Raw genomic sequence first — 24,581 nt, 5'->3', positions numbered from 1 at the left:
CGCGGATGCTCCCTTTGTCGTTCGTCAAGAAATACAGAATAGCTGCGTCAATTGTCTCCATTGGGCTGGATAGGCGTTACTACCGCTATGTTCATGAATGAGTTTTCCGTTAGCGTATACGCTGAGGTTCCACTGCGTACCATCTACAGTGATGACGCCTTCGGGTTCTTCGAACACGGCTGGCCAGCGGTGCGTTCCGAGTGATTCAAACTTCATACGAATTTGTTCTGCTTCTTCGCCTTCGAATTCTTCAGATATCGAAAGGGCGGATTGATCGACGCGACGAAGGACGGTACCATTTTTAAAAAAGGTCAGGGTACTCATATCAAACACACCAAAGCCACCGACACGAAAAACGGCCTCAATGGACGATTGTTCCGGACGCTTCAATCGACCGGTGAAGCGAAGTAGTCGACTTGGGAACGGGTGGCGGACGAATGGTGGAGGAATGTCAAAAAGATCGCGCAGTGTTTTGTGATTCATGAACATTCAACCTTTCTCGCATATAAGTTGTCCTGAGTATAACGGAGTTCATATGAATGAGCAGGTAAAATAACGTTCAAGGTACGAAAAAAAGCACCTCTCAACGAGATGCTTTGCTGTTAATACACTTCGTACGTTTGTCCCGTCTGCGCGCCTTCGACGCTCTTCACATAGGCGAGGGCGACCCGTTCACCCGGTACCGTCGTGTAACCTCGGAAATATGGTTCGTACGAATCGAGTGCTTCGATGAGGACGTTCGGCAATCAAGTTGCTTCTGATGGGACGAGCGTTCCTTGATGGAAACGCATTTTCCAACGACCGTCCACGAGTACCCAAATCGAGCTGCGACGTGTCACACGATTTCGTTTCGGTTGAACGAGACGATACGTCACCAAAACGTGTCCTTCCGTTAACGGATGCATAGTGAATTCGGATAACACCGCCTCAATCGGATCGATTTGGAGTGTCGTTTGATCCCAGTCTTGATACAGCAATCGTCCCGAGCTGCCGATTTCAAAAAAATCGTCGGTCAACAGTTCACGTAAGCGGTCCGTCGACTGTCTGACTTCCGTCGTGAGTAACGCTTCTTCAAGCGTTTGAAGATGATACGCCAACTTGTTCATGTGACAACCTCTTTTCGTTGTTGATTCATCACAATGACCCCAAGGACAATCAATAACAAACCAATCCCGTTCAATGCGGAGAGGACTTCTCCATATACGAACACGCCGATTAGACCCGTCGCCACCGTACCGAGTCCGGCCCAAATGCTATAGGCGATACTGAGCGGGATTGTCTTCAAGACGATGCCCATGAGGGTGAACGAGGCGGCGAAACTGACCAAGAGAATGACACTCGGCACAAAGTTCGTGAATCCGTCCGATAGCTTCAACATCGACGTCCCGAGTACCTCGAATGCGATGGAAAAGAACAGTAAAAAATAAGCTTTCATCTTGAATCACCTCACAATTTCATAAAGACGAGCCCGATGATCACGAGCGCAATTCCGGTAACTTTTTGACGACTCACTTTTTCGTGGAAGACGACAAAGCCGATCACAGCCGTAAGCGCCGTTCCGACACCGCTCCAAAACGCATAGGCGAAGCTGAGCGGGATCGTGAAGAGCGCTAGTGATAACAAATAAAACGCCGTCCCGTAGCCGATAGCCACCCCGAGAATCGGAAGTCGATTCGTCGAGGTGGCGTTCACTTTCAACATGCTCGATCCGAATAGTTCAGAAACGATGGCCCCAATCAAATAGATGAATCCCATGTCAGCCACCTCCTTCAAGTAACTCATCACACGCCTCTCGGATGAGTGTCGCTGCACGATCCTTGAACGATTCGCTATATCCATACAAAACGGCGAACCAAAAACCGTCACAGAGGAGACGGAGTTTTAAAATCGCATCTTGGTCGGGACCGTCGGCTGCGAACCGTTCGTTCCAACCGGTCGAGACGTTGCTCCAAATCGACTCGCTCGCCGCATCTTCTTGTGAGGAGATGAAGACAGCGATGAGATCTGTGTCTCCATGGTCGACATCATCCAATGTAGCGAGGGCATAAGCACGAGTGAATGGATACGGACCATCCGACAAATGGTCGCTGATTCGTGTTTCGAACGTCTCGATGGCCATCTCGTTCATCTGCCGCAATAAGTTGGCCTTACTGTCAAAATGATAAAGGACACCCGCTTTCGTGATCCCTGCTTTCGTCGCCAATCGTTCGAGTGACAACTGACTGATGCCGTCCTCTCGAATCATCTGGGCGGCCGTCTGCAACAACAATTGTTTTTTACTCATCGATTTACACCCCACTTTCACTTTACTGACCGTTTAGTAAAGTCATCCTACCAAATAATGATTCAGGTTGTCTAGCGAAATGACTGATGGAATAATATGGGAAAGGGGGGGGTGTCGGTATGGGCTCACATTTGATGCATCTCGTTATCGCGAACGAGATGATAAACGAGTTACCAGAACTCGATGAAGTTGCATTCACACTCGGAAGTCTTGCGCCGGACGCGACGACCGAAAAAGGAGATTCGCATTACTATGCGGGAAGACACGACGATTTATCACGTCGTCTCGATCTCGAACAGTACTGGCTTGATAGCAAGGGAGAGGACCGCTCGTTTCGACTCGGTTACTATGCGCATCTCGTCGCGGACGAGATCTGGCTACAAGGGTTTTACAAAGGCTGGTTGAAAGAGGTCATCACCCAAGACCCGTCAAAGCAGGCTGCCTACTATGCAGATTTTGATGCCTATAATGCTCGCCTGTCGAAACGACTAGGGGAGTTCGATTTCGAACGATTAAAAGGGGATCCGGCTTTCGATGAACTAATCGAAAAAGTCGAACGAGACGCGGCGATGACAGAAGAGGGGACGTACACCATGTTCTTGCCGCACCAGTTTGATGGCTATGTCGATACGTGTGTTCGCCGTTGCTTGGAGATGGTGAAACGGAAGCAGGCGATACTCACATGAACAAGCGATTTGCACCGCTATACGCGACGCTTGGACTCTTCATCTTGACGGTCATCACATTCTTCACGCTGAACGGACGGGTGTTTCCGAACCTCGAGTTGATGCCGGTCATCTGGGTGTATATTGTGACTGATGTCGGATTGTTCGTCACATTGATTTGGGGATTGTTCACGAAGGATCCAGTCGTCAAAATATACACAATCCTTGCGACGATTGGATTGATCATTCCGCTATCGATTTGGATTTTCCTGTTGCTGTTGGCAAACGGAATTTCGGAGGCATGAGTTGAATGACTGAAAACGAGAAAAAATTACCTTTTGTGGCTCAAACAGTCCCATTTTTGATTGGTTGTCTGATTTTTGGACCAATCGGATTGGTGATTCTGCTGTTCATGTGGAGACGTTTGGAACGAGATGAACGAATCATCTATTTGATTGTTGCGCTCTTCTTCACGTTACTCGACGTTCTCGACTATTTCACAGATGGTCTACTCTATTATTTGGTTTGAGAAAATGGATCTTTCCATTTTCTTTTTTTGTGCTCTCTATAGAAAGAAAATTTTTCCTATCCGAATCTTTACAATTTGACGTTGCGTATCCTTTTTTTGTTTGATATGCTACTTGATGAAAACGACAATGATAATCATTATCACTGATAGCGAGGAAGAAAAAGAGACATACATAACCAACATAACTCGTTTTTGGTGCGAGAATCATTGAAACTTACATACAGAGGAGATGGATGAAGTGGGGAAATTTAAACTTTCACTCATGTTGACGTTACTCGTCTTCGTACTCGCCGCATGTGGCGGAACGAGTGAGACGAAGCAAGAAGAGAACGTCGACGGTGCAACAAAGACAGAGACGGTCGAAATTACAGACGCACATGGCACAATCGAGGTACCGGTCAATCCAGAGAAAGTTGTTGCCCTTGATAACCGTACATTCGAAACATTGGCAGCGTGGGATATTGACTTGGTGGCGGCACCAATCGGACTCCTTCCAGCTGAGTCACCGTACGCATCAGACAAAGACATCGCAGACGTCGGTATGCACTTTGAACCGAACTTAGAGGCGATTGCGGGTGTAGATCCGGACGTCGTCATCGTCGGTCAACGTTTCGCGGATTACTATGAAGATATCAAAAAGTTGGTACCAGAAGCAGCGGTCATCGACTTGAACATTGAAATCCCAGAAGATGCAGGGACACCGGGTGAAAGCTTGGTTAAAGGATTGAAAGACACGACACTCACGCTCGGTCAAATCTTTGACAAGAACGAAGATGCGGCACAAATTGTCGCTGATCTCGACAAGTCAATCGAAGATGCAAAAACAGCGTATAACGGAGAAGACACAATCATGTCTGTCATCGTATCAGGAGGAGACATCGGATTCTCAGCACCGGTGACGGGACGCGTGTTCGGACCGATGTACGATATCTTCGGATGGGTACCAGCACTTGAAGTCGAGAAGACGACGGGTGACCATGAAGGCGATGAAGTATCTGTTGAAGCCATCGCAGAAAGCAACCCGGACTGGTTGTTCGTCCTAGATCGTGACGCGCCACTCGGTGACGCAGAAGGAGCGGTACCGGCTGAAGATGTCATCGACAACGCACCTGCCCTTCAAAAGACGACGGCTGTGACAAAAGACCAAATCGTTTACGCGCCGAAAGATACGTACTTGAACGAATCGATTCAAACGTATTCGGAATTCTTCAACAGTGTCGCGGAAGCACTCACGAAGTAAGGTTCGATTATGCAAAAACCGTTGACAGCCAGGGTTGAGACGATGTCTCAGCCCTCCTTTTCTAAATTGTGGACGAAGTCGTTCGTATTCACCGCTATCATCGTCCTCGGTTTGGCGGTGCTGTCGCTCTTTACAGGCGTATATGACTTATCACGGACAGACGGCTTCGATATGTTTTGGATCACCCGTGTCCCTCGTACGGTCGCACTCATGCTGACGGGAGCGGCGATGGCGATGGCGGGACTCGTCATGCAGCTCATCACGCAAAACCGGCTCGTCGAACCAACGACAACAGGAACGCTTGAATGGGCAGGGCTAGGCTTACTTACCGTGTACTTGCTCGTTCCGGCACCGAGCCTCATGATGCGCATGACCGGGGCCATCGTCTTTTCGTTCATCGGAACGATGGTGTTCTTTTGGTTCTTACGTTCGGTCAAACTCCGCTCGTCACTCATCGTCCCAATTATCGGACTTATGCTAGGGGCGGTCATCTCTGCCATCTCGACGTTCCTCGGTCTATTCTTCCGAGCCAGTCAGGCGATCGAGGGCTGGTTCGTCGGGACGTTCGCTTCGGTACAAATCGGGCGCTACGAGTATCTATGGGTCATCATCATTGTGACGGTGCTCATCTTTTTGCTGGCGAACCGCTTGACGCTCGCCGGGCTCGGGGAAGACATCGCGACGAGTCTCGGTGTGAACTATAACCAATTGATGATGATCGCGACCGGACTCATCGCCTTGTCGGTCGGGGTCGTGGCGACGGTCATCGGGAATTTACCGTTCCTTGGCCTCATCGTCCCGAACCTCGTTTCGATGTTTCGTGGGGATGATTTACGCAGCAATCTGCCGTGGGTCTGTCTTGTCGGGATGGGTGCGATTCTCGTGAGTGACTTGATCTCGCGGACGATCATCATGCCGTTCGAACTCCCGGTCTCGCTGATTCTCGGAACGGTCGGTGCGTTCGTCTTTATTATGATTCTATTGCGACAACGCAAAAAAGGAGGGGTTCGATGAGTACGGTCATTGAACGAGATGGCGTCGAAATGAAAGTTGATGCATTGACAGAAGAACGTCATGCTTCGGCGTTTCAATCGAAACGAGCGGCACGGCGCTACTGGTTCTTTTTAAGTGCGTTTATTCTCGGAGGACTCTTGTGCGCGCTCGGTCTTCTCCTTTACAACAATCCGGTCCCGATGGACTCGCCGTCATTCGTGCCGGTCGTCGAACGGCGAATCGTCGCCATTGTGACGATGCTCATTGCGGCACTGTGTCAAAGTCTTGCAACGGTCGCGTTTCATTCCGTGACGAACAACCGAATCATCACACCATCGCTTCTCGGATTCGATGCGCTCTACTCGACGATCCAGACGAGCATGGTGTTCTTCTTCGGGGCAGGGACCCTTATTGGATTTTCGGGAACAGGCGCCTTCTTGACGCAAGTCGGGCTCATGGTGACTTTGAGTCTTCTCTTATACGGATGGCTCTTATCGGGGAAGTACGCCAATCTTCAGCTCATGTTGCTCGTTGGAATTATCATCGGTACGGGACTGAACTCGGTGTCGTCGTTCATGCGCCGCATGCTCGCACCGTCCGAATTCGATATTCTGGAGGCACGACTGTTCGGTTCGGTGACGAATGCCGACGTGGCGTACTTTCCCATCGTTATTCCGATTGTCATCATCGCCGGGACACTGTTGTTCTTGTTTTCGAACCGACTCAATATCGTTGCACTCGGTAAGGATGTCGCGACGACATTCGGCGTGAATCATCGGAGAAGCGTCATCTATACGCTTGTCCTGATTTCACTCCTCATGTCGGTGTCGACGGCACTCATCGGGCCGCTCACGTTCTTCGGATTTTTAGTCGCAACGCTCAGCTACCAGGTCGCCTCGACGTATGATCATAAATACGTCTTCCCGATGGCGTTCGCCTTAGGGTTCTTCGTCCTGACGAGCGCATATTTCTTCATGTATCACATATTCCAGACGCCAAGTGTCATCTCCGTCATCATCGAACTGTTCGGCGGACTCATCTTCTTGGCCGTCATTCTACGAAAGAGGTCGCTATGATTCAAATCGAACAAGTCAAAAAATCGTATACAGATGACGTCCACATCGGACCGCTCACGCTCGACATCCCAAAAGCCGGGTTCACTTCACTCATTGGACCGAACGGGGCAGGGAAGTCGACGACGCTCATGATGATTGGACGGTTGCTCAACTTAGATGAGGGACAGATTCAAGTCGCTGGGATGGACGTGTCGAGCACGAAGTCGAAAGATTTGGCGAAAATCATCACGATTCTTCGTCAAGAGAACCATTTCGTGACGCGGCTCACGGTCCGGCAACTCGCCGGATTCGGTCGCTTCCCGTACTCAAAAGGAAGATTGACGAAAGAGGATGAGGCCATCATCTCGAAATATATCGACTTCCTCGACTTAACCGCTCTCGAGAATCGTTACCTCGACGAACTGTCAGGTGGGCAGCGTCAGCGTGCGTATGTGGCGATGGTGCTCTGTCAGGAGACGGAATACGTCCTCCTCGATGAGCCGCTCAATAACTTGGATATCGCTCGTTCGGTTCAGATGATGGAATATTTGCGCCACGTCGCGGACGAATTTGGTCGGACAATCGTCACGGTACTTCACGACATCAACTTCGCGGCGAAATACTCGGACCGGATCTGTGCGATGAAAGATGGACAGATTGCCGCATTCGGGAAGGTCGAAGAAATCATGGACGCCAAGATTTTATCGGATATTTTTGAGACGAAACTCGAAATCATCGAAGGGCCGTATGGGCCGATTGCGGTGTATTAACGAAAGGGAGAATTCACATGAAAATTGATTGGACACCCATCACAAAAATCGTGAACGAAGCACCCGATACATACACGTTCCATCTCGCGTTACCTCCTGAGTTCACGTGGCAAGAAGGGGCGCATACGCATCTCGCGCTCGAAGGATTCAACGCCGGGGACAAGCCGAACCGAAGCCTCGTTCGCCATATGTCGATTTCGACGTTGCCGTACGAAGGGGCAATCGGCATCACGACCCGCATCAAGTCAGAATGTTCGACGTTCAAATCCATCCTTCGCGACATGGTGCCGGGGGACAAGGTCGCCTTGTTCAAGACACACTCGAACGTCCCGCTCGAGCGGAGTGGAAAGAACGTCTATCTGTTATCGGCGGGTGTCGGACTTGCGACATTCCGTCCGATCGTCCTCGAGTACTTGGCGAACGGGGAAGGTGTGCCGCATCTCCATTCGTTGAACGTCGATTCGTCGACAGCGTATCTGTTCAGTGACGTCTTCGAATCGAACGAGCACTTCACGTCAGAGTTCGTGCCGAGTCGGAAAGACTACTATGAACGAATTGAAGCGTTGGCTGCCGATCCAGATGGATTATTCTATATCGTCGGCAGTGACGAACTGTTACGCGAGACGATTCACGTGCTCCGGACGAACGGGGTAGCCTGTGACAACATCAAAATCGACAAGCACGATTTTCAGCGTGAAGACTTTTTAGGCTGATACTCAAACCGGGGACATTCGCCCCGGTTTTTTCGTGCACAGCTGGACGAAACGTTCAAAGATACTGCGACCATCTGGTGTACCGATCGACTCAGGATGGAACTGGACGCCATACGTCGGATGGGTCGGATGTTCGAGTGCCATGATGACACCGTCTGTCGTCTCTGCCGTGACAATCAGTTCTGTCTCTTGTACAACGAGCGAGTGATAGCGCATGACATCCATCGACAAGCCTTCGAATAAGACACTCGGTGACGTATTGATGCGCGACACTTTCCCGTGCATGACCTCGTTCGCCCGACCGACGACACCGCCGAACGCCTCAGCGATGACCTGATGACCGAGACAGACCCCGAGAATCGGAACGTACCCGGACAATTGTCGAACGACCGCAAGCGAGACACCTGCATCTTTTGGACCACCAGGACCTGGAGAAAGGATGATCCCACTCGGGTTCATACGACGGATTTCTTCTATAGTATGTTCATCATTTCGAATGACACAGACGTCACTAAATCGGGCGACGTCCTGATAGACGTTATACGTGAACGAATCATAGTTGTCGATGAGGAGAATCATGCGAACACCTCCAATAGGGATTTGGCTTTATGCAGCGTTTCTTCGTATTCTGATACGGGGTCCGAATCATAGACAATGCCGGCACCAGCTTGGACGTGGGCCGTGTCACCTTGGATGACCATCGTCCGAATGGCGAGAGCAAAGTCGAATCCACCTCGGACGTCGAGATAGCCGACCGCCCCGGCGTACACTTCGCGCTTGACCGTCTCGAGCTCGTCAATGAGTTGCATCGCCCGAATCTTCGGGGCACCCGAAACGGTACCGGCTGGAAGACAGGCGCGGAGCGCATCGATTGGCGTCACGTCTGCCCGTAGTTCACCTTCGACTTCGGAGACGAGATGCATCACATTTTTGAACCGTTCGAGCTCGATGTGTTTTGGGATCGTGACTGTGCCGACTTTAGCGACACGACCGATATCGTTCCGTCCGAGGTCGAGAAGCATCCGGTGTTCGGCGAGTTCCTTTTCGTCCTGCAGCAGCGACTCCGCGTGACGCATATCTTCCTCGACCGTCTTTCCACGTGGACGTGTGCCGGCGATTGGGTTCGTCGTCACGATACCATTTTCGACTCGGACGAGACTCTCGGGTGAGGCGCCGAGGACGATCGCTTCCCCGAGGTCGATATAGAATAAGTACGGGCTCGGATTTTGTTTGCGGAGCGTCCGATAAAAGTGGAACGGGTCACCGGTGAATGTGGCATCGATGCGTTGTGACAAGACGAGTTGGAACACCTCTCCGGCGAGGATTGCCTCTTTCGCCTGGAGGACACGGTCGATGAACTCATCTTTTGTCGTCAAAAGCTGTTCGCTCGTCCGGACGACCGGTTCGAGGGCGTGTGTCTCCGGTGTCTCGAGCTGTTCACGGATGGACTCGAGTCGCATCGTAGCATCCGTTTCGCTCGTATCGATTAAGACGACCTGTTCTTCGAGATGGTCATATAAGACGACCGTCTCATAGCGCTGGAAGAGGGCGTCCGGTAAATCACGTGTCTCGGTGGGCGTGTTCGGGATTGGTTCATATACTCGGAGTAAGTCATAGCCGATATAGCCGACGGCACCCCCGATGAACGGATACGGTGCAGCGATGTCGTCACACGTGATGCGTTCAGATAGGGCGTGGAGCGGGTCGTCCGCATAAACCGTGCCACTTGAATCTGTCACGTCGTTCCCGTCGACCCGGATCGTCTCGACCGGATTCGCCGCGATGATGGAGTAGCGGCCATGCTTGCCTTCCGCCCGACTCTCGAGCAGGACCTTACGTTCACCTTGTAGACGGTGAAAGATTGCCACCGGTGTCAATTCGTCGCCATTGATGATCAGTTGTTGCATCGAAATCTCCTCCTTAAACTAAAAAAATCTCCCCGCCCCACATGCCCAATCGGACATGAAGGACGAGGAGATTCCCCGTGTTGCCACCTTCGTTGAAAGACGCCTTGTCTTCCCACTCATCGCGAACCATCATTCGCTGTCCCCGATAACGGGAGGACCCGTCAGAGCCTACATGTCGGTCTGAACGCTCAAAAGCCCATTCACGCAAGGCACGACACCGGTTCCCATCGACCACCGGCTTTCTGGAGACGTCCCTTCGCGCTACTCTTCTTTCTCATCGCGAGTTCGTATGAATGTTATCGTTACTTTAACGGGATGAAGCTATATTGTCAAGCGTCATTTCGTCGAAGGTTGATCGATTTGACGTTTTCCGATAAAGGTAAACGTAATACCTAATGCTATGAGTGGAAGTAGCCACCACTTTGTAAAAAAGAAGAGAGTGCCACGATACATGAACCATTCCAATCCTAAATATGCCAAGAGCGTGATTAGTGGTGTGATAGACAAACGCCTCAGGCGCAGTCCGATAGCGACCCCTAGTCCAATCGTAAAAGTCGGGACTATCACGAGTTGCCATAAGAACGGGTCGATATAGTGAAACATAGAGAGTCCTCCTATTAACGATTAGACATGACACATCAGGCAGATTTCGATGTTTTCAACAATCCGACGAATATGAACGAAAACAAGAGTGAAATTAGCGGGAAGATGACATTCCACGAACTGAGATGACTGACATCGAATGGACTGTGGTCATAATAGACGGCAAAGTACGTCAATTCGATCATAGCGTTAAATAAGAACGTTACCAGCGGACCAACCCAGACCCGTTTCGTAGTCATTGCGACCATGACACCACCACCAATGGTGAGAAACGGAACGATGACAAGTTGCCATAAGAAAGGATCAATATATTCAAACATCATGTATGCACCTCATCAGAGCGATTTATAGCCGAGGAAATATGGACGCCATTGTGGATCATGAATCGAGTTAATTTGAAGTGTTTCGCCACCTGCATGGATGAAGAACTCGTTGCTCAGCATGATTCCAATATGCGATGGACCGTTTCGATATGTTCCCGCAAAGAAAATCATATCTCCACGTCGACCACTTGTTAGACTCATTCGTTTATTCTTGAAGTGGCTACCATACCAGTAGCCTGAAACGTTTGAACGCCCACCGATTTTACCAGCCTGGTTTGATGCGTAATGAATTAATCCGGAACAATCAAAGCCTCCATTTCGAGGCGATTGTGAGCCCCATGTATAAGGGGTTCCTAAATAATTGACCGCAGAGGCGATGAATCGCTCATTCCTTGAGTTACTTCGTTTTATGACCAGTGGATCCGATTTGACGCGAATCTGTGACGTCTTTACGTATACCGGACGCCAATTGTATTGCACTAAATATGAGTCGCCATGTTGACTGCGAGGATAGACACGTCGATTAGCATCTAAATAACCAATTGGTTTTTTATCATACGGATTGGCATAAAACGCGGTACGTTTCGTAGTTCCATAGTGACGAGCTGGATTGACCCATTTTGGCGTGACCGCATTTGGCTTCGTTTTTGAAATGTAAGGGTTTGTAACGTACACGCGTTTACCAGACGATAGGCGAGCATACCAAAAATCATCATCAATCGAGCGAATACCAATCAGTTTTGTTCCGCGCGCAAGCGTTCCTGCAGGTCGTGTATACGCAACATCAGTATGGAAGTATGGCGTTCCATTAAATTGAACATAAAAAACAGTTCCTGCTTTTGGTTTTGCGACCGGTTTATTAAGAGTCAAGTAGTTCGTCGCGATATATCGATAACTGTTATTGACGCGAATTCGTGTATAGTAACCAGTCGTACCGAATGTTTCAACGATTTGTCCACGCTTGAGACGAGAGACGCGTTTCGACGTTGAAGGGGCAGAATAAATGCTTACATTGTCATAGCGAATATATCGTTTTCCTGTTGCGTCATATAACGGAGGTTTTTTTGTTCCAAGTATACTCGTTGGAACAAAATAATATGTTCCTTTTACCTGAACGCGGGTATAGGCTCCAGATGTTCCGTAGATTGTGATTTGTTCTCCACGCTTAAAAGATAAAGTAGTTTTGAACGAATTGGATGCGCTTGAATAAAGTGGCGTATTCTTTAATACATAACGTTTTCCGGTTGATAAGTACGGTGGACGTTTCGTTCCAAGTTTGTTGGATTCAACGAAATAAAATTGTCCGTTGATAAATACCCGAGTAAAATTGTAATCTGTTCCGTATACGTCTATCTTTTGGTCACGTTTAAATGTACCGACAGTTTCTTTTCTATCAAGATCACGATAAATAGGAATGTCAGCCTGTACGTAACGAGATCCCGTTTTGCTATATGTCGGCATTTTATCAATCAAATCAGTTTGTTTCACAAAGACAAATCCATTCTTCGTAAGAACACGAGCAAATCCTTGTTCAATCCCATAAGTCGTGACTAGCTCGCCACGAGAGAATGAGCCGAGAGTTGTTTGACCGAGGTCTTGATAATACGGTGTGGAAGAAAAGACAAATTGTTGTCCGGTTTGAACAGGGGTGTCACTCACATTCTGTATGGAGATAAATACAAACTGTCCATCTAATTTAATCCGAAGGTACCCTTCGAGTTCACCATATCCTTGAACAGATTGTCCTAACGTAAGGGAATTAATCTCCTGTTCACCGGCCAAAAGATAAACATCACTGTTTGACTTCATATAGTAGGTTGTCGGAGTGACGGGATTATCCGAGAGGGCAGAGCGATCAACCCATGTACCTTCAATCGTTTGAACAAGTGGCTGCGTTCCTACATCAAACACTTGAACAATTGAATGAAACGGTAATGAAGTAACCGATTGGTGATCATTATCTTTCATCGTCGTTTCACGTATGACATACATGCTTTTTGAGTGTTGAACATTCTCGTTTCGAATAAATCCTTTTACATCCCCGATTTGTACGAATGTATGCGTTTGTGAAATAGATTGTACATACGCGATGACGTCATGTTGTGTTTCTTGTAATATGATAGTTTCTTGAATATCTTCATAAATCGTTGTTCCAGCTAAAATCATGACGTTAGATTCCTCTGCAGAGACAGAGGATAGTGAAAAAGATAAAATCAAAAGCCATAGACTAAAAATGCGTTTCACGGTTTACACCTCGTTTGTATAGTAATTTTCAGAATGATAATTCCATTTTTTAGTATACAGCCTTTCTTTTCATATATGCTTTTGTCTTTTCATCATAAGGGGAATACGTTTCGGTATGTGAGTAAAACGGGGGTGATTTAGGATAGATTCAAGTTGTGGTATGATAGGCGAGGAAAGGAAGGGACAACTATGGAGACACTCAACATGAAACAACTTTCTGATGAACGCTCAGCTTTTCAAGTAAGTGGAGATATTGAAGCGGTCGAGTCATTGATGCATCACTCGTTCCGCTATGTCGATTCGAGTGGACGTCAGTTCGATAAAGAAACATTTTTGGATCAATATGTTGATTCGACAACTATTCAATGGATTGCACAAGACACCATTACATTTGAGGAAACAATTAAAGGGGACTTAGCTGTTGTCCAACTTTTGCTCGAGGAACGTTTTATTTTAGGTACAAATGCATATGAAGGTCGTTTTTGGGCGCTTCATCTATATGTAAAAGAGAATGATACGTGGTTCTGGCAAGGTGGACAGGCCACGATGATTAATGAAGCAAATTAATAAAGTAATAAAGTAATAAAGTAATAAAGTAATAAAGTAATAAAGTAATAAAGTAATATTTCATATATTAATGCTAATTTTTATGAATTTAATAAAAATGAAATTCTCTGAACATGATATGGTGTGATATGATTCATTTTAGTTTTCATTATCATGAAGAATTAAAATAATAAATAATAAGAAATTTGTATCTAAATGTACAATCACATTTTTTGTAATTAGTTTTGCAAGAATATCATGAAAATAAATTGATAATCACCCGTGAGGTGGAGTTTAAATAGTTCAATAAACACTATTTGAATTAGTTAGAGGAGTTATATGATGCAACCAATTCTTTCAGTCATAATAACAAATTTTAATAAAGGTGATTATATTGCAGAGTGCTTCGAAAATCTACCACTCAAGAATCACTTAGTAGAAATTATTGCCATTGACGACTGTTCAACTGATTTTAGTAAAGAATATTTGATGAATTTAAGGCAATCATCTGCTTCATCTAATCTGCACGTTATTTTGAATAGTAATAATATGGGCGTCTCAGCCTGTAGAAACTTAGGTTTGGAAATTTCTACGGGGAGATATGTCACCTTTATAGATGCAGATGACTATATTTCATTTAATAATTTAGAAGATACATTAAAAAAGATTGGGAATAATGAGGAATACTCACTGATAATAGGTAATATTCAATCTTTCAATAAATCAAAGAAGTGGTTTTCTATTTCCATGAAGAATATATTTAATGATCAATATGAAGGTTCTAAAACAATAAATGAAAATCCTGAATTGCATTTAACACCGTCTGTGTGCAATAAGATATTCCTTAAAAAAGTCATTGATCAAAATAATCTTAAGTTTGACACTACTCAACATATCGGCGAAGACTTACTTTTTGTACAAACATTCTATCAGTATACAAATGCTGTATTTGTAACGCCTAAAATTTTCTTGAATTATCGAGTTTTAGAGGAAAGTAAATCTTTATCTAGAAAATACAATTTAACTTTTTTTGAACAATTAATGATTTTAGAAGAAAAAATAAGTGAACTTTATTTACCGAATCCAGAAAACGCTTTTTTTGTAGAGAAAAGACAAATCAATTATATATCTACTTTATTTTACAAAATTTTATCTAATACAGATAAGCGAGATTTTTTGAAATTTGCTACCTTAATAAAAAAAATACCCGAAACTTTTTTAAACTTTAGTGCATTGATAAAGAATAAAGATTTAGAAATTCCATCGTTGTTCAAGATTTTAGAACTTGTATCAATTGAGGAAACTGAAAGTATATTACAAGAATTGAGTAAATATGGTGAAGAGAGAATTATTATAAAAGATGGTATGATATTGTCCTCTATTTCAAATGTGGTTCCGAAATTAGTAGAATATCTTCAAATCAACAATCTATCGAAATTTTCAAAAATTGAAAAAATTAAAATTTTTGATGGGAAATTAATTCTTAAAGGGTACTTTGGATTAGAAAAAGTCTCCTCTGAATTTATTAAGAATCGCTATATCGTAATTAAAAGCAAACATAAATCTAAAAAAAAGATTTATTTAGAAGAAGACTACAGAACTGACTTAAGTTTTCTATATAGTAACAATAAAATTAACTATAATTTCTATGGTTTTAAAGAAGTTAATTTTCCTTTAAACGATTTTTTAGTTTACGGTAATAATACTTTTTCCCTAGAGGTAGAGTTGATAAATGGTAAAATCGTAACTTTCCCTTTGGAAATTCTCACATCTGAACTTAAAAATAATATTAGACCTTGTGATTATAACGACTCGATATATGTTCCTAAATTTGAGAATGGATTCGAAATTGATAGAGTTGAAAATACTTTTTTAAATAAGATAGATGTGAAATTAAAAATAACGCGTAATATAAGTGGCCATCTGTTAAAAATGATTCGAAACAAAGACTATAAAACTCTGTTAGCATTAATGTTAATTTTCGCTCAAAAGCTAGTAAGAAGAGAAAAGAAAATTTGGATTATTGCTGAAAGAAAGGATTCTGCCCAAGATAATTCTTTTCATTTATTTAAGTATATACGCTTAAATCATCCAGATGTTCCAGTGTATTATCTCATTGAGAAGCAAGCTAAGGATTATGGTAAAGTAAAAGACTATGGAAACGTTATAACTTTTGATAGTCTCAAACATACACTAGCGCTATTAAATTCTAAAATTTCGATAAATAGTTATTTGGAAACAGCTAACATGTACTCTGATTCTTATAAGAAAATCTCGAAAATTTTTCCGAAATTAACAATAAGAAAAAAAGTATTTTTGCAACATGGTGTTATTGGATTTAGTAGATTAAATCATGTATTGCATAAAAACAGAGCAGAATATGATTTATTTATAACCTCCTCTAAGCAAGAGATGACTCATATTATAGAAGAGTACGGATATAGTGAGAGCGAAGTTATAGATCTAGGTTTAGTACGCTGGGATGAACTTCATGATCAATCGCAATTTACTGAAAAAAAGCAAATACTTTTAATGCCTACTTGGAGACATTGGATTCATAATGAAGAAGACTTTGTAAAATCTGATTTTTGGGCTTATTACCGTAAATTAATGGATTCTGAGCATTTAGCGAAAGTTTTAGAATCGAATAATGCTGAGCTAATATTCTTTCCTCACTATTTGATGAAGGAATATATAAATGCAATTCAAGAAGATGTTTTGTTTGATAAAAAATATATAAAAATTGCTGAAAAAGGATCCGAAGTTAAAGAGTATCTTGAAAAATGTACTTTATTAATAACCGATTATTCTTCTGTCTCATATGACGTTAATTATTTGAACAAACCAGTACTTTTTTGCCCATTTGATTACGATCGCTTCTTTTCTGAACACTATAATAAGGGCCCGAGAAAACCAGGTGAAGAATTTGGAATTTCATTAATTGATGAAATAGAAATTATTTCTGCTATTCAAAAGATGTTACAAAATAATGACTATGCTAAAAATAATCCTAAGAGTGAAAAAGAAAATAGAGAGATAGCAAAACAAACTTTTGAAAGGATATCTCAGTTATGAGGCAAGTTAAGCATCAAGTACTTACAGTTTTGAAAAAATTGTTTTTAAATAAGAATAAAGATGAAATATCTTTAGAAATCGAAGAATTCTTTATAGATGAAAAATCTGGGGACGCGATTCTCGTTGGTCATGTTCATGGAAGAAACTGTGCTGAACTATCTTACCATTTCTATATTTCTAGTAGACAAAGTGCTCAGCGAATACAATTTGAACACCTAAATCGTCAGGAATTGATAAGTATTTTTGGGGTTCAAAATTTTAAATCTTTTATAGTCAAAATTCCTTTAAGTAACATTAAAGTAGCACCTCCTTGTGACTTTTTTTTAGAAGCTATATCTCTAAAGAAATGGAGTTACTTTAAAAAGAAAATCATTATAAAAAAATCTTTATTGAAGAATTTTACGGTTGATCAGTTAGATATGCTCTCAAATATATTCACAATATCACCAAATGCAATACAAGACTTGAATCAATCCTACAAGGAAAAGTTGGAAAAAAATATAGCTAGAAAGGTGATTTTTACGAAATGAAAAGATTTTATAAAATCGCTTTCTCTGGTTTTAGTGGAATGGATTATAGAAATGAAGAAATCAATGATGTTTATCTTTTGAAGAGCTTAATTCAAAAGATAAACAAAAATACTGATAACGAAGTTTGTTATCTTTTTAATCCTATAGGAGATGGTATAAATTTAAAAAAATATTTTTATCTTCTTGACACAAATGTTAAAAGGTATAATCTTCATTCCATAAGAGAGAGTACACTTGGAGCTTTTGAGAAGTTAGATGAAAAGCAACGGGAAAGTGTAGAAAAAATTATACATCAAACATATGAATTTAATTTAAAAATGCTGGGAAGGAGTGATATTACTCAAATACGATTAAGAGTTTATAAACTTATCAATAGAATCGATTGGTTAATTGATAACGAAAAAATTAATTTATTTATTGTATTTGGAGATTCACTTGAAAGCTCGGTAATTAGATTAATTGCGAATCAAAAAAATGTGCGATGTGTTTCACTTGAAAATGGTTATTTTAGACCTTTTACACTTATGGTTGATCATACAGGCGTTAATGCGGAATCTTCAATTCCAAAACAAAAAAAGTTTTACGAGAATTTAGAATTTAAGGATTTAGAAACATTATATGATAATCGTCGTACTGTTCCTCAAATTCAAAATCAAGTTATTAACCGTGTAAAGGAATATCGGAATTGGTATTATAAAGAGCTAGGAATAATATTAACAGGTCAACCTAAAGAAAAAGATTCAGTTAGTGTAAAAACAATATCTGAAAAGTTAATTATGAAAAATGAGAGGTATATTTTTGTTCCATTACAATTAGAAACTGATATGCAAATCATCAAAAATGCCCCTCAAATTAATTCTCTATATGATTTTTTAAGTAAGGTTGTCAATTTAGTTACTGAAATTAATAATTCTTTAGTTAGAAAAAATGAAATTCCTTTAAAGATTATTTTTAAAAAACACCCATTGTATATTGCCGAAGCTCACTTAGAGAGTTACAAAAAAATCGAGAGTTTAAAAAAAGACTGTGAAATTTTATTTGAGAGTAATAAAAATACGTCTGATTTGTTAGAAAAAACCGAATGTGTATTTACAATTAACTCTACGGTTGGCTTTGAAGCAATTGAGCGATTTAAAAAAGTAGTTACTTTTGGAAATGCATTTTATAATATTGAAGGGTTAACTTTAAATTATGAAGAGAATACAGATGCTAAAATTATTGAAGATTATTTAAATTTTGACGTGAACACGGATTTAGTAAAAAAATTTGTTTGCTATTTACGATATGATTATTTTTGTGTCATAAATCGCCGATATCCTTCTGAAGTGGAAATAGAAAATTTAATTGATAGAATTTTAGGAGTTAAAAATGAAAAATAAAACTATTGACTATTATTTTGTAGATAAAACAAACTTTCATAAGCGGAATTTCTTTAACTTTATGCAATACGTGGAAAATAATCATTCGTATTTCATTAACAACTATTTTCCAAGATTAAAAAATTCATTTGGGATGTATTATTTCAAACATATTGAAAACCTGGAGAAAATTGATGAATATGTAAATATGTATTCCGAATTCGAAGATATTAACAAATGTGATATAGATAAATTAAAGTTAGTCAAATATAAAGGTATAAAACTATATCCAGTAGTAAAACCGGAGCTACTTTTGTACTTATCTTCAAAGTATTACGATTTGGTACTAGCAGAAGAAATGACATTGCAAAATCAAGATGTAGATGTTCTTAGTATTTTCAAATCGAACTATTTTGGTACAGATGAAAGTATAAAAAATGCTGTAAGAAATAGCTTGATTGTTGCATCTTTTTGGATTGATCACTTTGAAAAAGAATTTCAAAATCGTGAAATTTTAAATGTATGCCTTTACGGTGGAACTTCAATTTACTCAAGGGTTGCAGGGTTAGTTGCACATCAATATAAAATAAATGCGATAGCGTTTGAAGGCTTCTTTTTAAAGCAGTTCCATTTTGCAGATAATACTTCAGGAATTATCACTAATAACCACAGAGCAGGAGATAATTCTTTTTGGCAAAAGATTAAAGATTTAGAGTTAGAAGATTCTCAAATATTGAAACTAGATCATTTAATGTCTTCTAGAACAAATCTAAACGTAGTTCAGCCTAGTAAGATTTCTAAAAAAGAATTTTACGACAAGTATAATATACCTTCTGATAAAAAAATTGTCTTGTTAATTGGACAAGTTATAAATGACTTTTCAATTACTAAGGACCTGACCAGCTTCAACAGTACAATTGATTTCTATCAATCTGTTATAAATTATTTTGAACAACAAGATGAATATCATTTGTTCGTTAAACTTCATCCATGGGAAAACTCTAAACAACATAATGTCGAAGGTGTAAGCAAAAAAGTATTAAATAAAATTTTTGGTGATTTGAAGAACACCTCCATTGATTACGATATTAATATTGAATCTTTAATTGAGTTTTCAGAATGCGCAATTACTTCTTGTAGCCAAAGTGGACTCGAAATGCTTTATGCGGGAAAAAGGGTGCTACAGGTAGGTAACGCTTATTATTCTAATAAGGGGTGGACGATTGACGTAAAGAATCGTTTTGATCTTGATCAAAAAATTAGGGAACTAGTAATGATTCCCCATTTGAATGACGAAGAACAAAAAGAAGTGAAAAACTACCTTTATCATATTGTAGAAGACATTCTAATGTTAAGAGAACTTCCGCAAACTGACTTTGAAAAGAAAGTGAGAAAAGTATCATATATACCTTATACTATTAACTCACCTCAAAAGTTAAAAAAGAAGAAAGATGTAAAGTATAGTAATGTGAAATTAATTAGATGGATTCAGTATGTTTACCATAATCCTAAGAATAGTTATAAACTCTTTAAGAGGAAAATATACGAATTCCATTACAGAGATTATAAAATAATCAATATGGTGATGGGAGGAGGTGCTAATAGTCAAATATTTGAACATATGCTGAAACGTTTTGAGAAGCAATTGCTAGAAAATAAGATGTTAATGGTTGTATCCAATAATCCTATTTATAAAGCAGATGTATATCATTACTGGCGTCCGAACAAGGTTCCATTAAACAAAATGAGACATCCTGCACTTTCGACTGTACATCATGATTTAGAACGAGATTCTGAGTCACTGAAATTGCGACATTTTATTGACAGTTATCGTAACTCAGATATGATATTGACTTTAAATCACAGTCAGAAATCTTTGTTAGAAGGATATGTTAATAATAAAAATAGTATCAGAGTCGTACCACATGGTGTGGACGAAATGTTTACACCTAAAAGTAATTATAATGAAAGCTTTGATTTCAACAATAAAATGGTTATTGGTATTTCAAGTAGAAGATATGGACGTTTAATTAAAGGTGAAAACACTATTTATGATGCTCTTGAAAATTTAAAAGATTTGCCTATTAAGTTTATCTTGATTGGAAAAGATAGAAGCATTGATAAAGGTGTCTTTGATCATTTTGGTATTGAGTGTGAGGTATTTGAGAATTTAGAGTACAAGGATTATCCGGAAAAATACAAAGAAATGGATGTATTTTTAATTGCTTCTGAGGCAGAAGGTGGTCCCGCCTCGCTACCTGAAGCTATGGCTACGGGTTTGGCAATCGTTAGCACTCCATGTGGATTCGTTCCTGATTTTGTTGAACATATGAACGAAGGCTTAGTCTTTTCTTACGGTGATAGTACAGAATTGTATGATTCCCTGAAGTACCTCGTTGAAAATCCTGAAGAGATCAAAAGAATGGGATGTAACGCAGTACAATCAGCAAGCGTGAAAAAATGGGATGAAATTATCTCCGAATATATTCATTCGTATAATGATTTAATAAACTTTAATAAATAATTCAATATTGTATAAAATGAAAAATATCATATAACTGGAGGTATTAATTATGAGAGGCATTAAATCGGTCAAATCAGTAGATGTAAATGGAGAATTTCAAATCGGGAACGGAAGATTCACATTAATTTCAGGTCCTTGTGCAATTGAAAGTGAAGAAATGAGTTTACAAGTAGCACATGAGTTAAAAGAAATCTGTGACGAATTGGGGATTAATTTTATTTTTAAATCATCTTTCGATAAGGCTAACCGATCATCAATTCATGCACCTCGTGGTGTAGGTTTAGAAAAAGGATTAAAAATTTTAGAAAAAGTAAAAAATGAAGTAGGAGTGCCTGTAATTACTGATGTCCATGAACCATGGCAATGTAAAGAAGTTGCTAAAGTTGTAGATGCTATTCAAATTCCTGCTTTCCTTGCTCGCCAAACTGATTTGCTAGTTGCTGCAGCGGAAACAGGGAAAGTTGTAAACGTGAAAAAAGGTCAATTTATGGCTCCTTGGGACATGAAGAACGTAGTTTCTAAGCTCGAAGAGGCAGGTACTGAGAAAATTATGCTTTGTGAGAGAGGGAGCTCTTTCGGATATAATAATTTAGTGGTTGATATGACTGGATTGATCGAAATGCGGGAATTTGGATATCCGATTGTATTTGATGCTACACACGCAGTTCAAAAACCAGGTGGTAAAGGAACATCTACTGGAGGCAATAGAGACTTTGTCTTTCCATTAATGCGTGCGGCACTAGCGATTGGTGTCGATGCCATTTTCGCAGAAGTACATCCTGATCCAGATAATGCTTTTTCAGATGGACCTAACCAACTATACCTTGAAGGTATTAAAGCGTTGTTAAGTGAAGCTGTAAAATATGACGAGTTGACAAAGAATGGATGATATTAGAGTAATCGCACTTGATGTAGATGGGACACTAACTGACGGAAAATTATTTTATTCCAGCACTGGTGAAGAAATCAAAGCTTTTAATGTAAAAGATGGCTTGGCTATTGCCCAAGCCATCAAGGTTGGAATTGAAATCATTCTAATCACTGGGAGAAGTTCTGATGCTGTTTCTAAAAGAGCTCAAGAGCTTGGGATTTCACGAGTATTTCAAGGAATACATTCAAAGGTAAGTGTATTGAATCAAATATCAGATGAATTAAATATTGAGTTAAAAAACTTTATGTTTGTTGGTGATGATATTAATGATATCGATGCTATGAAAGCTTGCAAATATTCGGCTTGCCCAAAAGATGCTGCCAAAGAAGTAAGAGAATATGTAAATATCGTGTCCCAATTTAACGGAGGAGAAGGTGCGGTAAGAGAAATTATCGTTTCCGTTCTTGAAGCTTCAGGTAAATGGGGAAATATTGTAACTAACTATGCTAGTCGTGGTCAATGAGGAAGGATGAATTAACGTGGAATCGATTAAAAATCTAAATTTTGTTGACATTGCCAAAGAAGTGATTGAACTTGAGATTTCAGAACTAGAAAAAATGAAAAATCGAATTGGTAATGAGTTCGTTGATGCAGTTGATTTAATCTTTAATACATCTGGACGAGTAGTGATTACAGGTATTGGGAAATCAGGTATCATCGGAAAGAAAATTGCTGCTAGTTTAGCTTCTACAGGAACTCAATCTTTCTTTATGAATGCTGCAGAAGGATTACATGGTGATTTAGGAATGGTCTATAAAGATGATATTGTGATTGCAATTTCAAACAGTGGATCATCTCAAGAAGTATTAAACTTAATCCCTTCCATTAAACAAATTGGTAGTAAATTGATTGCTATGACTGGAAATGTTAATTCTCCTTTAGCAAAAGCATCTGATGTAGTTTTAAATATTGGTATTGATAAAGAGGCATGTCCACTTAACTTGGCACCAACGTCTTCAACAACGGCAACATTAGTTATGGGTGATGCACTAACAGTAGCACTGATTAAAAAGAGAGATTTTAAGCCGGAAAGTTTTGCTGTGTATCATCCGGGTGGAGCTCTAGGTCGTAGATTGTTAACAAGAGTTCGTGACTTAATGCATACTGAAATTCCTAAAGTGGACTATGATGCGAATATCCAAGATATTATTTATGAAATTAGTTCAAAACGACTAGGGTTGACTCTTGTTTATTCAGATACAAAAGTTGTAGGTATTATTACCGACGGAGATATTCGACGAGTAATTGGGAAACTAAAAGATTTATCGTCAGTAACTGCGAATGAAATTATGAGTCCGAAGTATAAGCATATTTTGGAATCTGAAATGGCAAACGTCGCATTAGAATATATGGATAGTAATAAAATCAGTAACCTAGTCGTTCATGATGCAAATGATGAAGTCAAAGGAATTATTACACTTCACGATGTATTTGGATTCAAATAATTGTTAACTAAAGTTAAGGAGATTGAAGATGAATAAAATTGTTGCAGTTTTACCGTCTCGATATGCATCTACTCGTTTTCCTGGAAAACCATTGGCCCTCATTCATAATAAACCTATGATTCAATGGGTTTATGAAAGAGTAAAAAAAATGAAGAAGATTGACGAAGTATATGTGGCTACAGATGATGAACGTATTATGGAATGCGTGTCTTCATTTGGTGGGAAAGCAATAATGACACCCTCTGATTTACCTTCTGGAACAGATCGAATTGCATATGCAGTTAACGAAATTAAGACTGACTACGACCTTGTACTTAATATACAAGGTGATGAGCCAATGATAAAAGAAGAAATGATTGACACATTAATTTCAGCATTCGAGGATGAGGCCGTTTCGTTCGCAACGTTATGTAAGCGTATCGAGGATGAGCAAGAAATAAATAATCCTAACATTGCAAAAGTAGTGAAGACGACTGATGACTTTGCTGTTTATTTTTCTAGATCAACAATTCCTTTTAATCGAGATAATCATGACAAAACTGAGTATTTTAAACATATTGGTGTATATGGATATAAACCTAGTTTTCTAAAAGAATTTGCTTCGCTTAATCAATCCTATTTAGAAACAATGGAACAATTAGAACAATTGAGAGCTATTGAAAATAATTTACCAGTCAAAATTTTAGAGACACCTTTCCAGAGTATTGGAGTAGATTTGCCTGAGCATATTGCAGTTGTAGAAAACGAGTTGAAAAGTGAATTAATCTAAGTTTTCTTCTTCAGATTAAGATTATGTTTATTTAAACTATTTAAAAATTAATTACAAACTATAATTAACGGTATAAG

Annotated in this window: 27 protein-coding genes, 1 pseudogene and 1 other annotated feature; of the genes and pseudogenes, 17 read left to right on the top strand and 11 right to left on the bottom strand. The window is 40.6% G+C overall.

From position 1 onward, the window contains the following. Positions 1-24: 24 nt before the first annotated feature. From KNO99_RS00310 to KNO99_RS00285, 6 genes and pseudogenes are all read right to left on the bottom strand, one after another. Positions 25-483, bottom strand: coding sequence for a hypothetical protein (locus KNO99_RS00310; protein ID WP_214744259.1), 459 nt, complete (start codon positions 481-483; stop codon positions 25-27). A 119-nt stretch (positions 484-602) separates the two neighbouring features. Continuing rightward, a pseudogene (locus tag KNO99_RS00305) lies at positions 603-743 on the bottom strand (short chain dehydrogenase); the annotation flags it as partial. 3 nt (positions 744-746) lie between these two features. Then, entirely contained in the window at positions 747-1,106 is a 360-nt protein-coding gene (locus KNO99_RS00300; protein WP_214744257.1) for a nuclear transport factor 2 family protein, read from the bottom strand. Then, entirely contained in the window at positions 1,103-1,435 is a 333-nt protein-coding gene (locus tag KNO99_RS00295) for a DMT family transporter (protein WP_214694091.1), read from the bottom strand. The genes KNO99_RS00300 and KNO99_RS00295 overlap by 4 nt, the downstream gene beginning before the upstream one ends. Before the next feature lie 11 nt (positions 1,436-1,446). After that, on the bottom strand, positions 1,447-1,755 hold the full coding sequence (locus tag KNO99_RS00290) for a DMT family transporter (RefSeq protein ID WP_214744256.1): 309 nt from the start codon (positions 1,753-1,755) through the stop codon (positions 1,447-1,449). Position 1,756: 1 nt separating this feature from the next. Further along, positions 1,757-2,284: a TetR/AcrR family transcriptional regulator gene (locus KNO99_RS00285; RefSeq protein WP_214744254.1), complete on the bottom strand. Its 528-nt coding sequence runs from the start codon at positions 2,282-2,284 to the stop codon at positions 1,757-1,759. A gap of 119 nt (positions 2,285-2,403) precedes the next feature. Between KNO99_RS00285 and KNO99_RS00280 the strand changes: the two genes are divergently transcribed. From KNO99_RS00280 to KNO99_RS00245, 8 genes are all read left to right on the top strand, one after another. Further along, on the top strand, positions 2,404-2,970 hold the full coding sequence (locus KNO99_RS00280; protein WP_214744252.1) for a zinc dependent phospholipase C family protein: 567 nt from the start codon (positions 2,404-2,406) through the stop codon (positions 2,968-2,970). Continuing rightward, positions 2,967-3,254: a hypothetical protein gene (locus KNO99_RS00275; protein ID WP_214744249.1), complete on the top strand. Its 288-nt coding sequence runs from the start codon at positions 2,967-2,969 to the stop codon at positions 3,252-3,254. Before KNO99_RS00280 ends, KNO99_RS00275 begins: the two co-directional genes overlap by 4 nt. Before the next feature lie 5 nt (positions 3,255-3,259). Then, positions 3,260-3,478, top strand: a complete 219-nt coding sequence (locus KNO99_RS00270; protein ID WP_214744247.1) for a hypothetical protein — start codon at positions 3,260-3,262, stop codon at positions 3,476-3,478. A gap of 229 nt (positions 3,479-3,707) precedes the next feature. Further along, positions 3,708-4,718 carry a siderophore ABC transporter substrate-binding protein gene (locus tag KNO99_RS00265; protein WP_214744245.1) on the top strand — a complete coding sequence of 337 codons (1,011 nt, stop codon included), beginning with the start codon at positions 3,708-3,710 and terminating at the stop codon, positions 4,716-4,718. 9 nt (positions 4,719-4,727) lie between these two features. Beyond that, positions 4,728-5,732, top strand: coding sequence for an ABC transporter permease (locus KNO99_RS00260; RefSeq protein WP_214744244.1), 1,005 nt, complete (start codon positions 4,728-4,730; stop codon positions 5,730-5,732). Continuing rightward, complete coding sequence (locus KNO99_RS00255) at positions 5,729-6,787, top strand: iron chelate uptake ABC transporter family permease subunit (protein ID WP_214744242.1); 1,059 nt, start codon at positions 5,729-5,731, stop codon at positions 6,785-6,787. Before KNO99_RS00260 ends, KNO99_RS00255 begins: the two co-directional genes overlap by 4 nt. After that, entirely contained in the window at positions 6,784-7,536 is a 753-nt protein-coding gene (locus tag KNO99_RS00250; protein ID WP_214744240.1) for an iron ABC transporter ATP-binding protein, read from the top strand. The genes KNO99_RS00255 and KNO99_RS00250 overlap by 4 nt, the downstream gene beginning before the upstream one ends. A gap of 17 nt (positions 7,537-7,553) precedes the next feature. Continuing rightward, positions 7,554-8,249, top strand: a complete 696-nt coding sequence (locus tag KNO99_RS00245; protein WP_214744238.1) for a dihydropteridine reductase — start codon at positions 7,554-7,556, stop codon at positions 8,247-8,249. Between the two features lie 3 nt (positions 8,250-8,252). Here KNO99_RS00245 and KNO99_RS00240 read toward each other — a convergent pair whose 3' ends face one another. The 5 genes from KNO99_RS00240 to KNO99_RS00220 all read right to left on the bottom strand — a co-directional run bounded on the left by KNO99_RS00240 (position 8,253) and on the right by KNO99_RS00220 (position 13,326). Beyond that, positions 8,253-8,828 carry an anthranilate synthase component II gene (locus KNO99_RS00240; RefSeq protein WP_214744236.1) on the bottom strand — a complete coding sequence of 192 codons (576 nt, stop codon included), beginning with the start codon at positions 8,826-8,828 and terminating at the stop codon, positions 8,253-8,255. Continuing rightward, entirely contained in the window at positions 8,825-10,156 is a 1,332-nt protein-coding gene (trpE, locus tag KNO99_RS00235; RefSeq protein WP_214744234.1) for an anthranilate synthase component I, read from the bottom strand. Before trpE ends, KNO99_RS00240 begins: the two co-directional genes overlap by 4 nt. A gap of 55 nt (positions 10,157-10,211) precedes the next feature. After that, positions 10,212-10,443, bottom strand: a binding site (T-box leader). Between the two features lie 49 nt (positions 10,444-10,492). Next, positions 10,493-10,759, bottom strand: a complete 267-nt coding sequence (locus KNO99_RS00230; protein WP_214744233.1) for a hypothetical protein — start codon at positions 10,757-10,759, stop codon at positions 10,493-10,495. 35 nt (positions 10,760-10,794) lie between these two features. Further along, positions 10,795-11,082 carry a hypothetical protein gene (locus tag KNO99_RS00225; protein ID WP_214744231.1) on the bottom strand — a complete coding sequence of 96 codons (288 nt, stop codon included), beginning with the start codon at positions 11,080-11,082 and terminating at the stop codon, positions 10,795-10,797. Between the two features lie 12 nt (positions 11,083-11,094). Then, positions 11,095-13,326 carry a C40 family peptidase gene (locus tag KNO99_RS00220; RefSeq protein WP_214744229.1) on the bottom strand — a complete coding sequence of 744 codons (2,232 nt, stop codon included), beginning with the start codon at positions 13,324-13,326 and terminating at the stop codon, positions 11,095-11,097. Positions 13,327-13,515: 189 nt separating this feature from the next. On the opposite strand from KNO99_RS00220, the gene KNO99_RS00215 reads away from it, so the two are divergent. The 9 genes from KNO99_RS00215 to kdsB all read left to right on the top strand — a co-directional run bounded on the left by KNO99_RS00215 (position 13,516) and on the right by kdsB (position 24,504). Beyond that, on the top strand, positions 13,516-13,893 hold the full coding sequence (locus KNO99_RS00215; protein WP_214744227.1) for a nuclear transport factor 2 family protein: 378 nt from the start codon (positions 13,516-13,518) through the stop codon (positions 13,891-13,893). Between the two features lie 321 nt (positions 13,894-14,214). Then, positions 14,215-16,947, top strand: coding sequence for a CDP-glycerol:glycerophosphate glycerophosphotransferase (locus KNO99_RS00210; RefSeq protein ID WP_214744225.1), 2,733 nt, complete (start codon positions 14,215-14,217; stop codon positions 16,945-16,947). Then, entirely contained in the window at positions 16,944-17,477 is a 534-nt protein-coding gene (locus tag KNO99_RS00205) for a hypothetical protein (protein WP_214744223.1), read from the top strand. The genes KNO99_RS00210 and KNO99_RS00205 overlap by 4 nt, the downstream gene beginning before the upstream one ends. Then, a complete protein-coding gene (locus tag KNO99_RS00200) occupies positions 17,474-18,856 on the top strand; it encodes a capsular polysaccharide export protein, LipB/KpsS family (RefSeq protein WP_214744221.1) in 1,383 nt (460 codons plus the stop codon). Before KNO99_RS00205 ends, KNO99_RS00200 begins: the two co-directional genes overlap by 4 nt. Continuing rightward, a complete protein-coding gene (locus KNO99_RS00195; RefSeq protein WP_214744219.1) occupies positions 18,846-21,359 on the top strand; it encodes a glycosyltransferase in 2,514 nt (837 codons plus the stop codon). Before KNO99_RS00200 ends, KNO99_RS00195 begins: the two co-directional genes overlap by 11 nt. A 49-nt stretch (positions 21,360-21,408) precedes the next feature. Beyond that, positions 21,409-22,248 (top strand): 3-deoxy-8-phosphooctulonate synthase, encoded by an 840-nt coding sequence (gene kdsA, locus KNO99_RS00190; RefSeq protein ID WP_214744217.1) that lies wholly within the window; start codon positions 21,409-21,411, stop codon positions 22,246-22,248. Continuing rightward, on the top strand, positions 22,241-22,753 hold the full coding sequence (locus tag KNO99_RS00185; protein ID WP_214744215.1) for a KdsC family phosphatase: 513 nt from the start codon (positions 22,241-22,243) through the stop codon (positions 22,751-22,753). Before kdsA ends, KNO99_RS00185 begins: the two co-directional genes overlap by 8 nt. Positions 22,754-22,769: 16 nt before the next feature. Continuing rightward, complete coding sequence (locus tag KNO99_RS00180) at positions 22,770-23,735, top strand: KpsF/GutQ family sugar-phosphate isomerase (RefSeq protein WP_214744213.1); 966 nt, start codon at positions 22,770-22,772, stop codon at positions 23,733-23,735. A gap of 28 nt (positions 23,736-23,763) precedes the next feature. Beyond that, positions 23,764-24,504, top strand: a complete 741-nt coding sequence (kdsB, locus tag KNO99_RS00175; RefSeq protein WP_214744211.1) for a 3-deoxy-manno-octulosonate cytidylyltransferase — start codon at positions 23,764-23,766, stop codon at positions 24,502-24,504. The last annotated feature ends 77 nt before the right edge of the window (positions 24,505-24,581 follow it).

Source organism: Exiguobacterium sp. s189, assembly GCF_018617615.1.
In the GTDB taxonomy this organism is placed as follows: domain Bacteria; phylum Bacillota; class Bacilli; order Exiguobacteriales; family Exiguobacteriaceae; genus Exiguobacterium; species Exiguobacterium aestuarii_A.
The sequence above is the reverse complement of the archived record's forward strand: the minus strand, read 5'-3'. Positions and strand labels throughout refer to the sequence as shown.

Excerpts from the sequence above, each read along its gene's own strand:
- KNO99_RS00310 (WP_214744259.1), bottom strand. The coding sequence starts at position 483 with ATGAATCACAAAACACTGCGCGATCTTTTTGACATTCCTCCACCATTC.
- KNO99_RS00300 (WP_214744257.1), bottom strand. The coding sequence starts at position 1,106 with ATGAACAAGTTGGCGTATCATCTTCAAACGCTTGAAGAAGCGTTACTC.
- KNO99_RS00295 (WP_214694091.1), bottom strand. The coding sequence starts at position 1,435 with ATGAAAGCTTATTTTTTACTGTTCTTTTCCATCGCATTCGAGGTACTC.
- KNO99_RS00290 (WP_214744256.1), bottom strand. The coding sequence starts at position 1,755 with ATGGGATTCATCTATTTGATTGGGGCCATCGTTTCTGAACTATTCGGA.
- KNO99_RS00285 (WP_214744254.1), bottom strand. The coding sequence starts at position 2,284 with ATGAGTAAAAAACAATTGTTGTTGCAGACGGCCGCCCAGATGATTCGA.
- KNO99_RS00280 (WP_214744252.1), top strand. The coding sequence starts at position 2,404 with ATGGGCTCACATTTGATGCATCTCGTTATCGCGAACGAGATGATAAAC.
- KNO99_RS00275 (WP_214744249.1), top strand. The coding sequence starts at position 2,967 with ATGAACAAGCGATTTGCACCGCTATACGCGACGCTTGGACTCTTCATC.
- KNO99_RS00270 (WP_214744247.1), top strand. The coding sequence starts at position 3,260 with ATGACTGAAAACGAGAAAAAATTACCTTTTGTGGCTCAAACAGTCCCA.
- KNO99_RS00265 (WP_214744245.1), top strand. The coding sequence starts at position 3,708 with ATGGATGAAGTGGGGAAATTTAAACTTTCACTCATGTTGACGTTACTC.
- KNO99_RS00260 (WP_214744244.1), top strand. The coding sequence starts at position 4,728 with ATGCAAAAACCGTTGACAGCCAGGGTTGAGACGATGTCTCAGCCCTCC.
- KNO99_RS00255 (WP_214744242.1), top strand. The coding sequence starts at position 5,729 with ATGAGTACGGTCATTGAACGAGATGGCGTCGAAATGAAAGTTGATGCA.
- KNO99_RS00250 (WP_214744240.1), top strand. The coding sequence starts at position 6,784 with ATGATTCAAATCGAACAAGTCAAAAAATCGTATACAGATGACGTCCAC.
- KNO99_RS00245 (WP_214744238.1), top strand. The coding sequence starts at position 7,554 with ATGAAAATTGATTGGACACCCATCACAAAAATCGTGAACGAAGCACCC.
- KNO99_RS00240 (WP_214744236.1), bottom strand. The coding sequence starts at position 8,828 with ATGATTCTCCTCATCGACAACTATGATTCGTTCACGTATAACGTCTAT.
- trpE (WP_214744234.1), bottom strand. The coding sequence starts at position 10,156 with ATGCAACAACTGATCATCAATGGCGACGAATTGACACCGGTGGCAATC.
- KNO99_RS00230 (WP_214744233.1), bottom strand. The coding sequence starts at position 10,759 with ATGTTTCACTATATCGACCCGTTCTTATGGCAACTCGTGATAGTCCCG.
- KNO99_RS00225 (WP_214744231.1), bottom strand. The coding sequence starts at position 11,082 with ATGATGTTTGAATATATTGATCCTTTCTTATGGCAACTTGTCATCGTT.
- KNO99_RS00215 (WP_214744227.1), top strand. The coding sequence starts at position 13,516 with ATGGAGACACTCAACATGAAACAACTTTCTGATGAACGCTCAGCTTTT.
- KNO99_RS00210 (WP_214744225.1), top strand. The coding sequence starts at position 14,215 with ATGCAACCAATTCTTTCAGTCATAATAACAAATTTTAATAAAGGTGAT.
- KNO99_RS00205 (WP_214744223.1), top strand. The coding sequence starts at position 16,944 with ATGAGGCAAGTTAAGCATCAAGTACTTACAGTTTTGAAAAAATTGTTT.
- KNO99_RS00200 (WP_214744221.1), top strand. The coding sequence starts at position 17,474 with ATGAAAAGATTTTATAAAATCGCTTTCTCTGGTTTTAGTGGAATGGAT.
- KNO99_RS00195 (WP_214744219.1), top strand. The coding sequence starts at position 18,846 with ATGAAAAATAAAACTATTGACTATTATTTTGTAGATAAAACAAACTTT.
- kdsA (WP_214744217.1), top strand. The coding sequence starts at position 21,409 with ATGAGAGGCATTAAATCGGTCAAATCAGTAGATGTAAATGGAGAATTT.
- KNO99_RS00185 (WP_214744215.1), top strand. The coding sequence starts at position 22,241 with ATGGATGATATTAGAGTAATCGCACTTGATGTAGATGGGACACTAACT.
- kdsB (WP_214744211.1), top strand. The coding sequence starts at position 23,764 with ATGAATAAAATTGTTGCAGTTTTACCGTCTCGATATGCATCTACTCGT.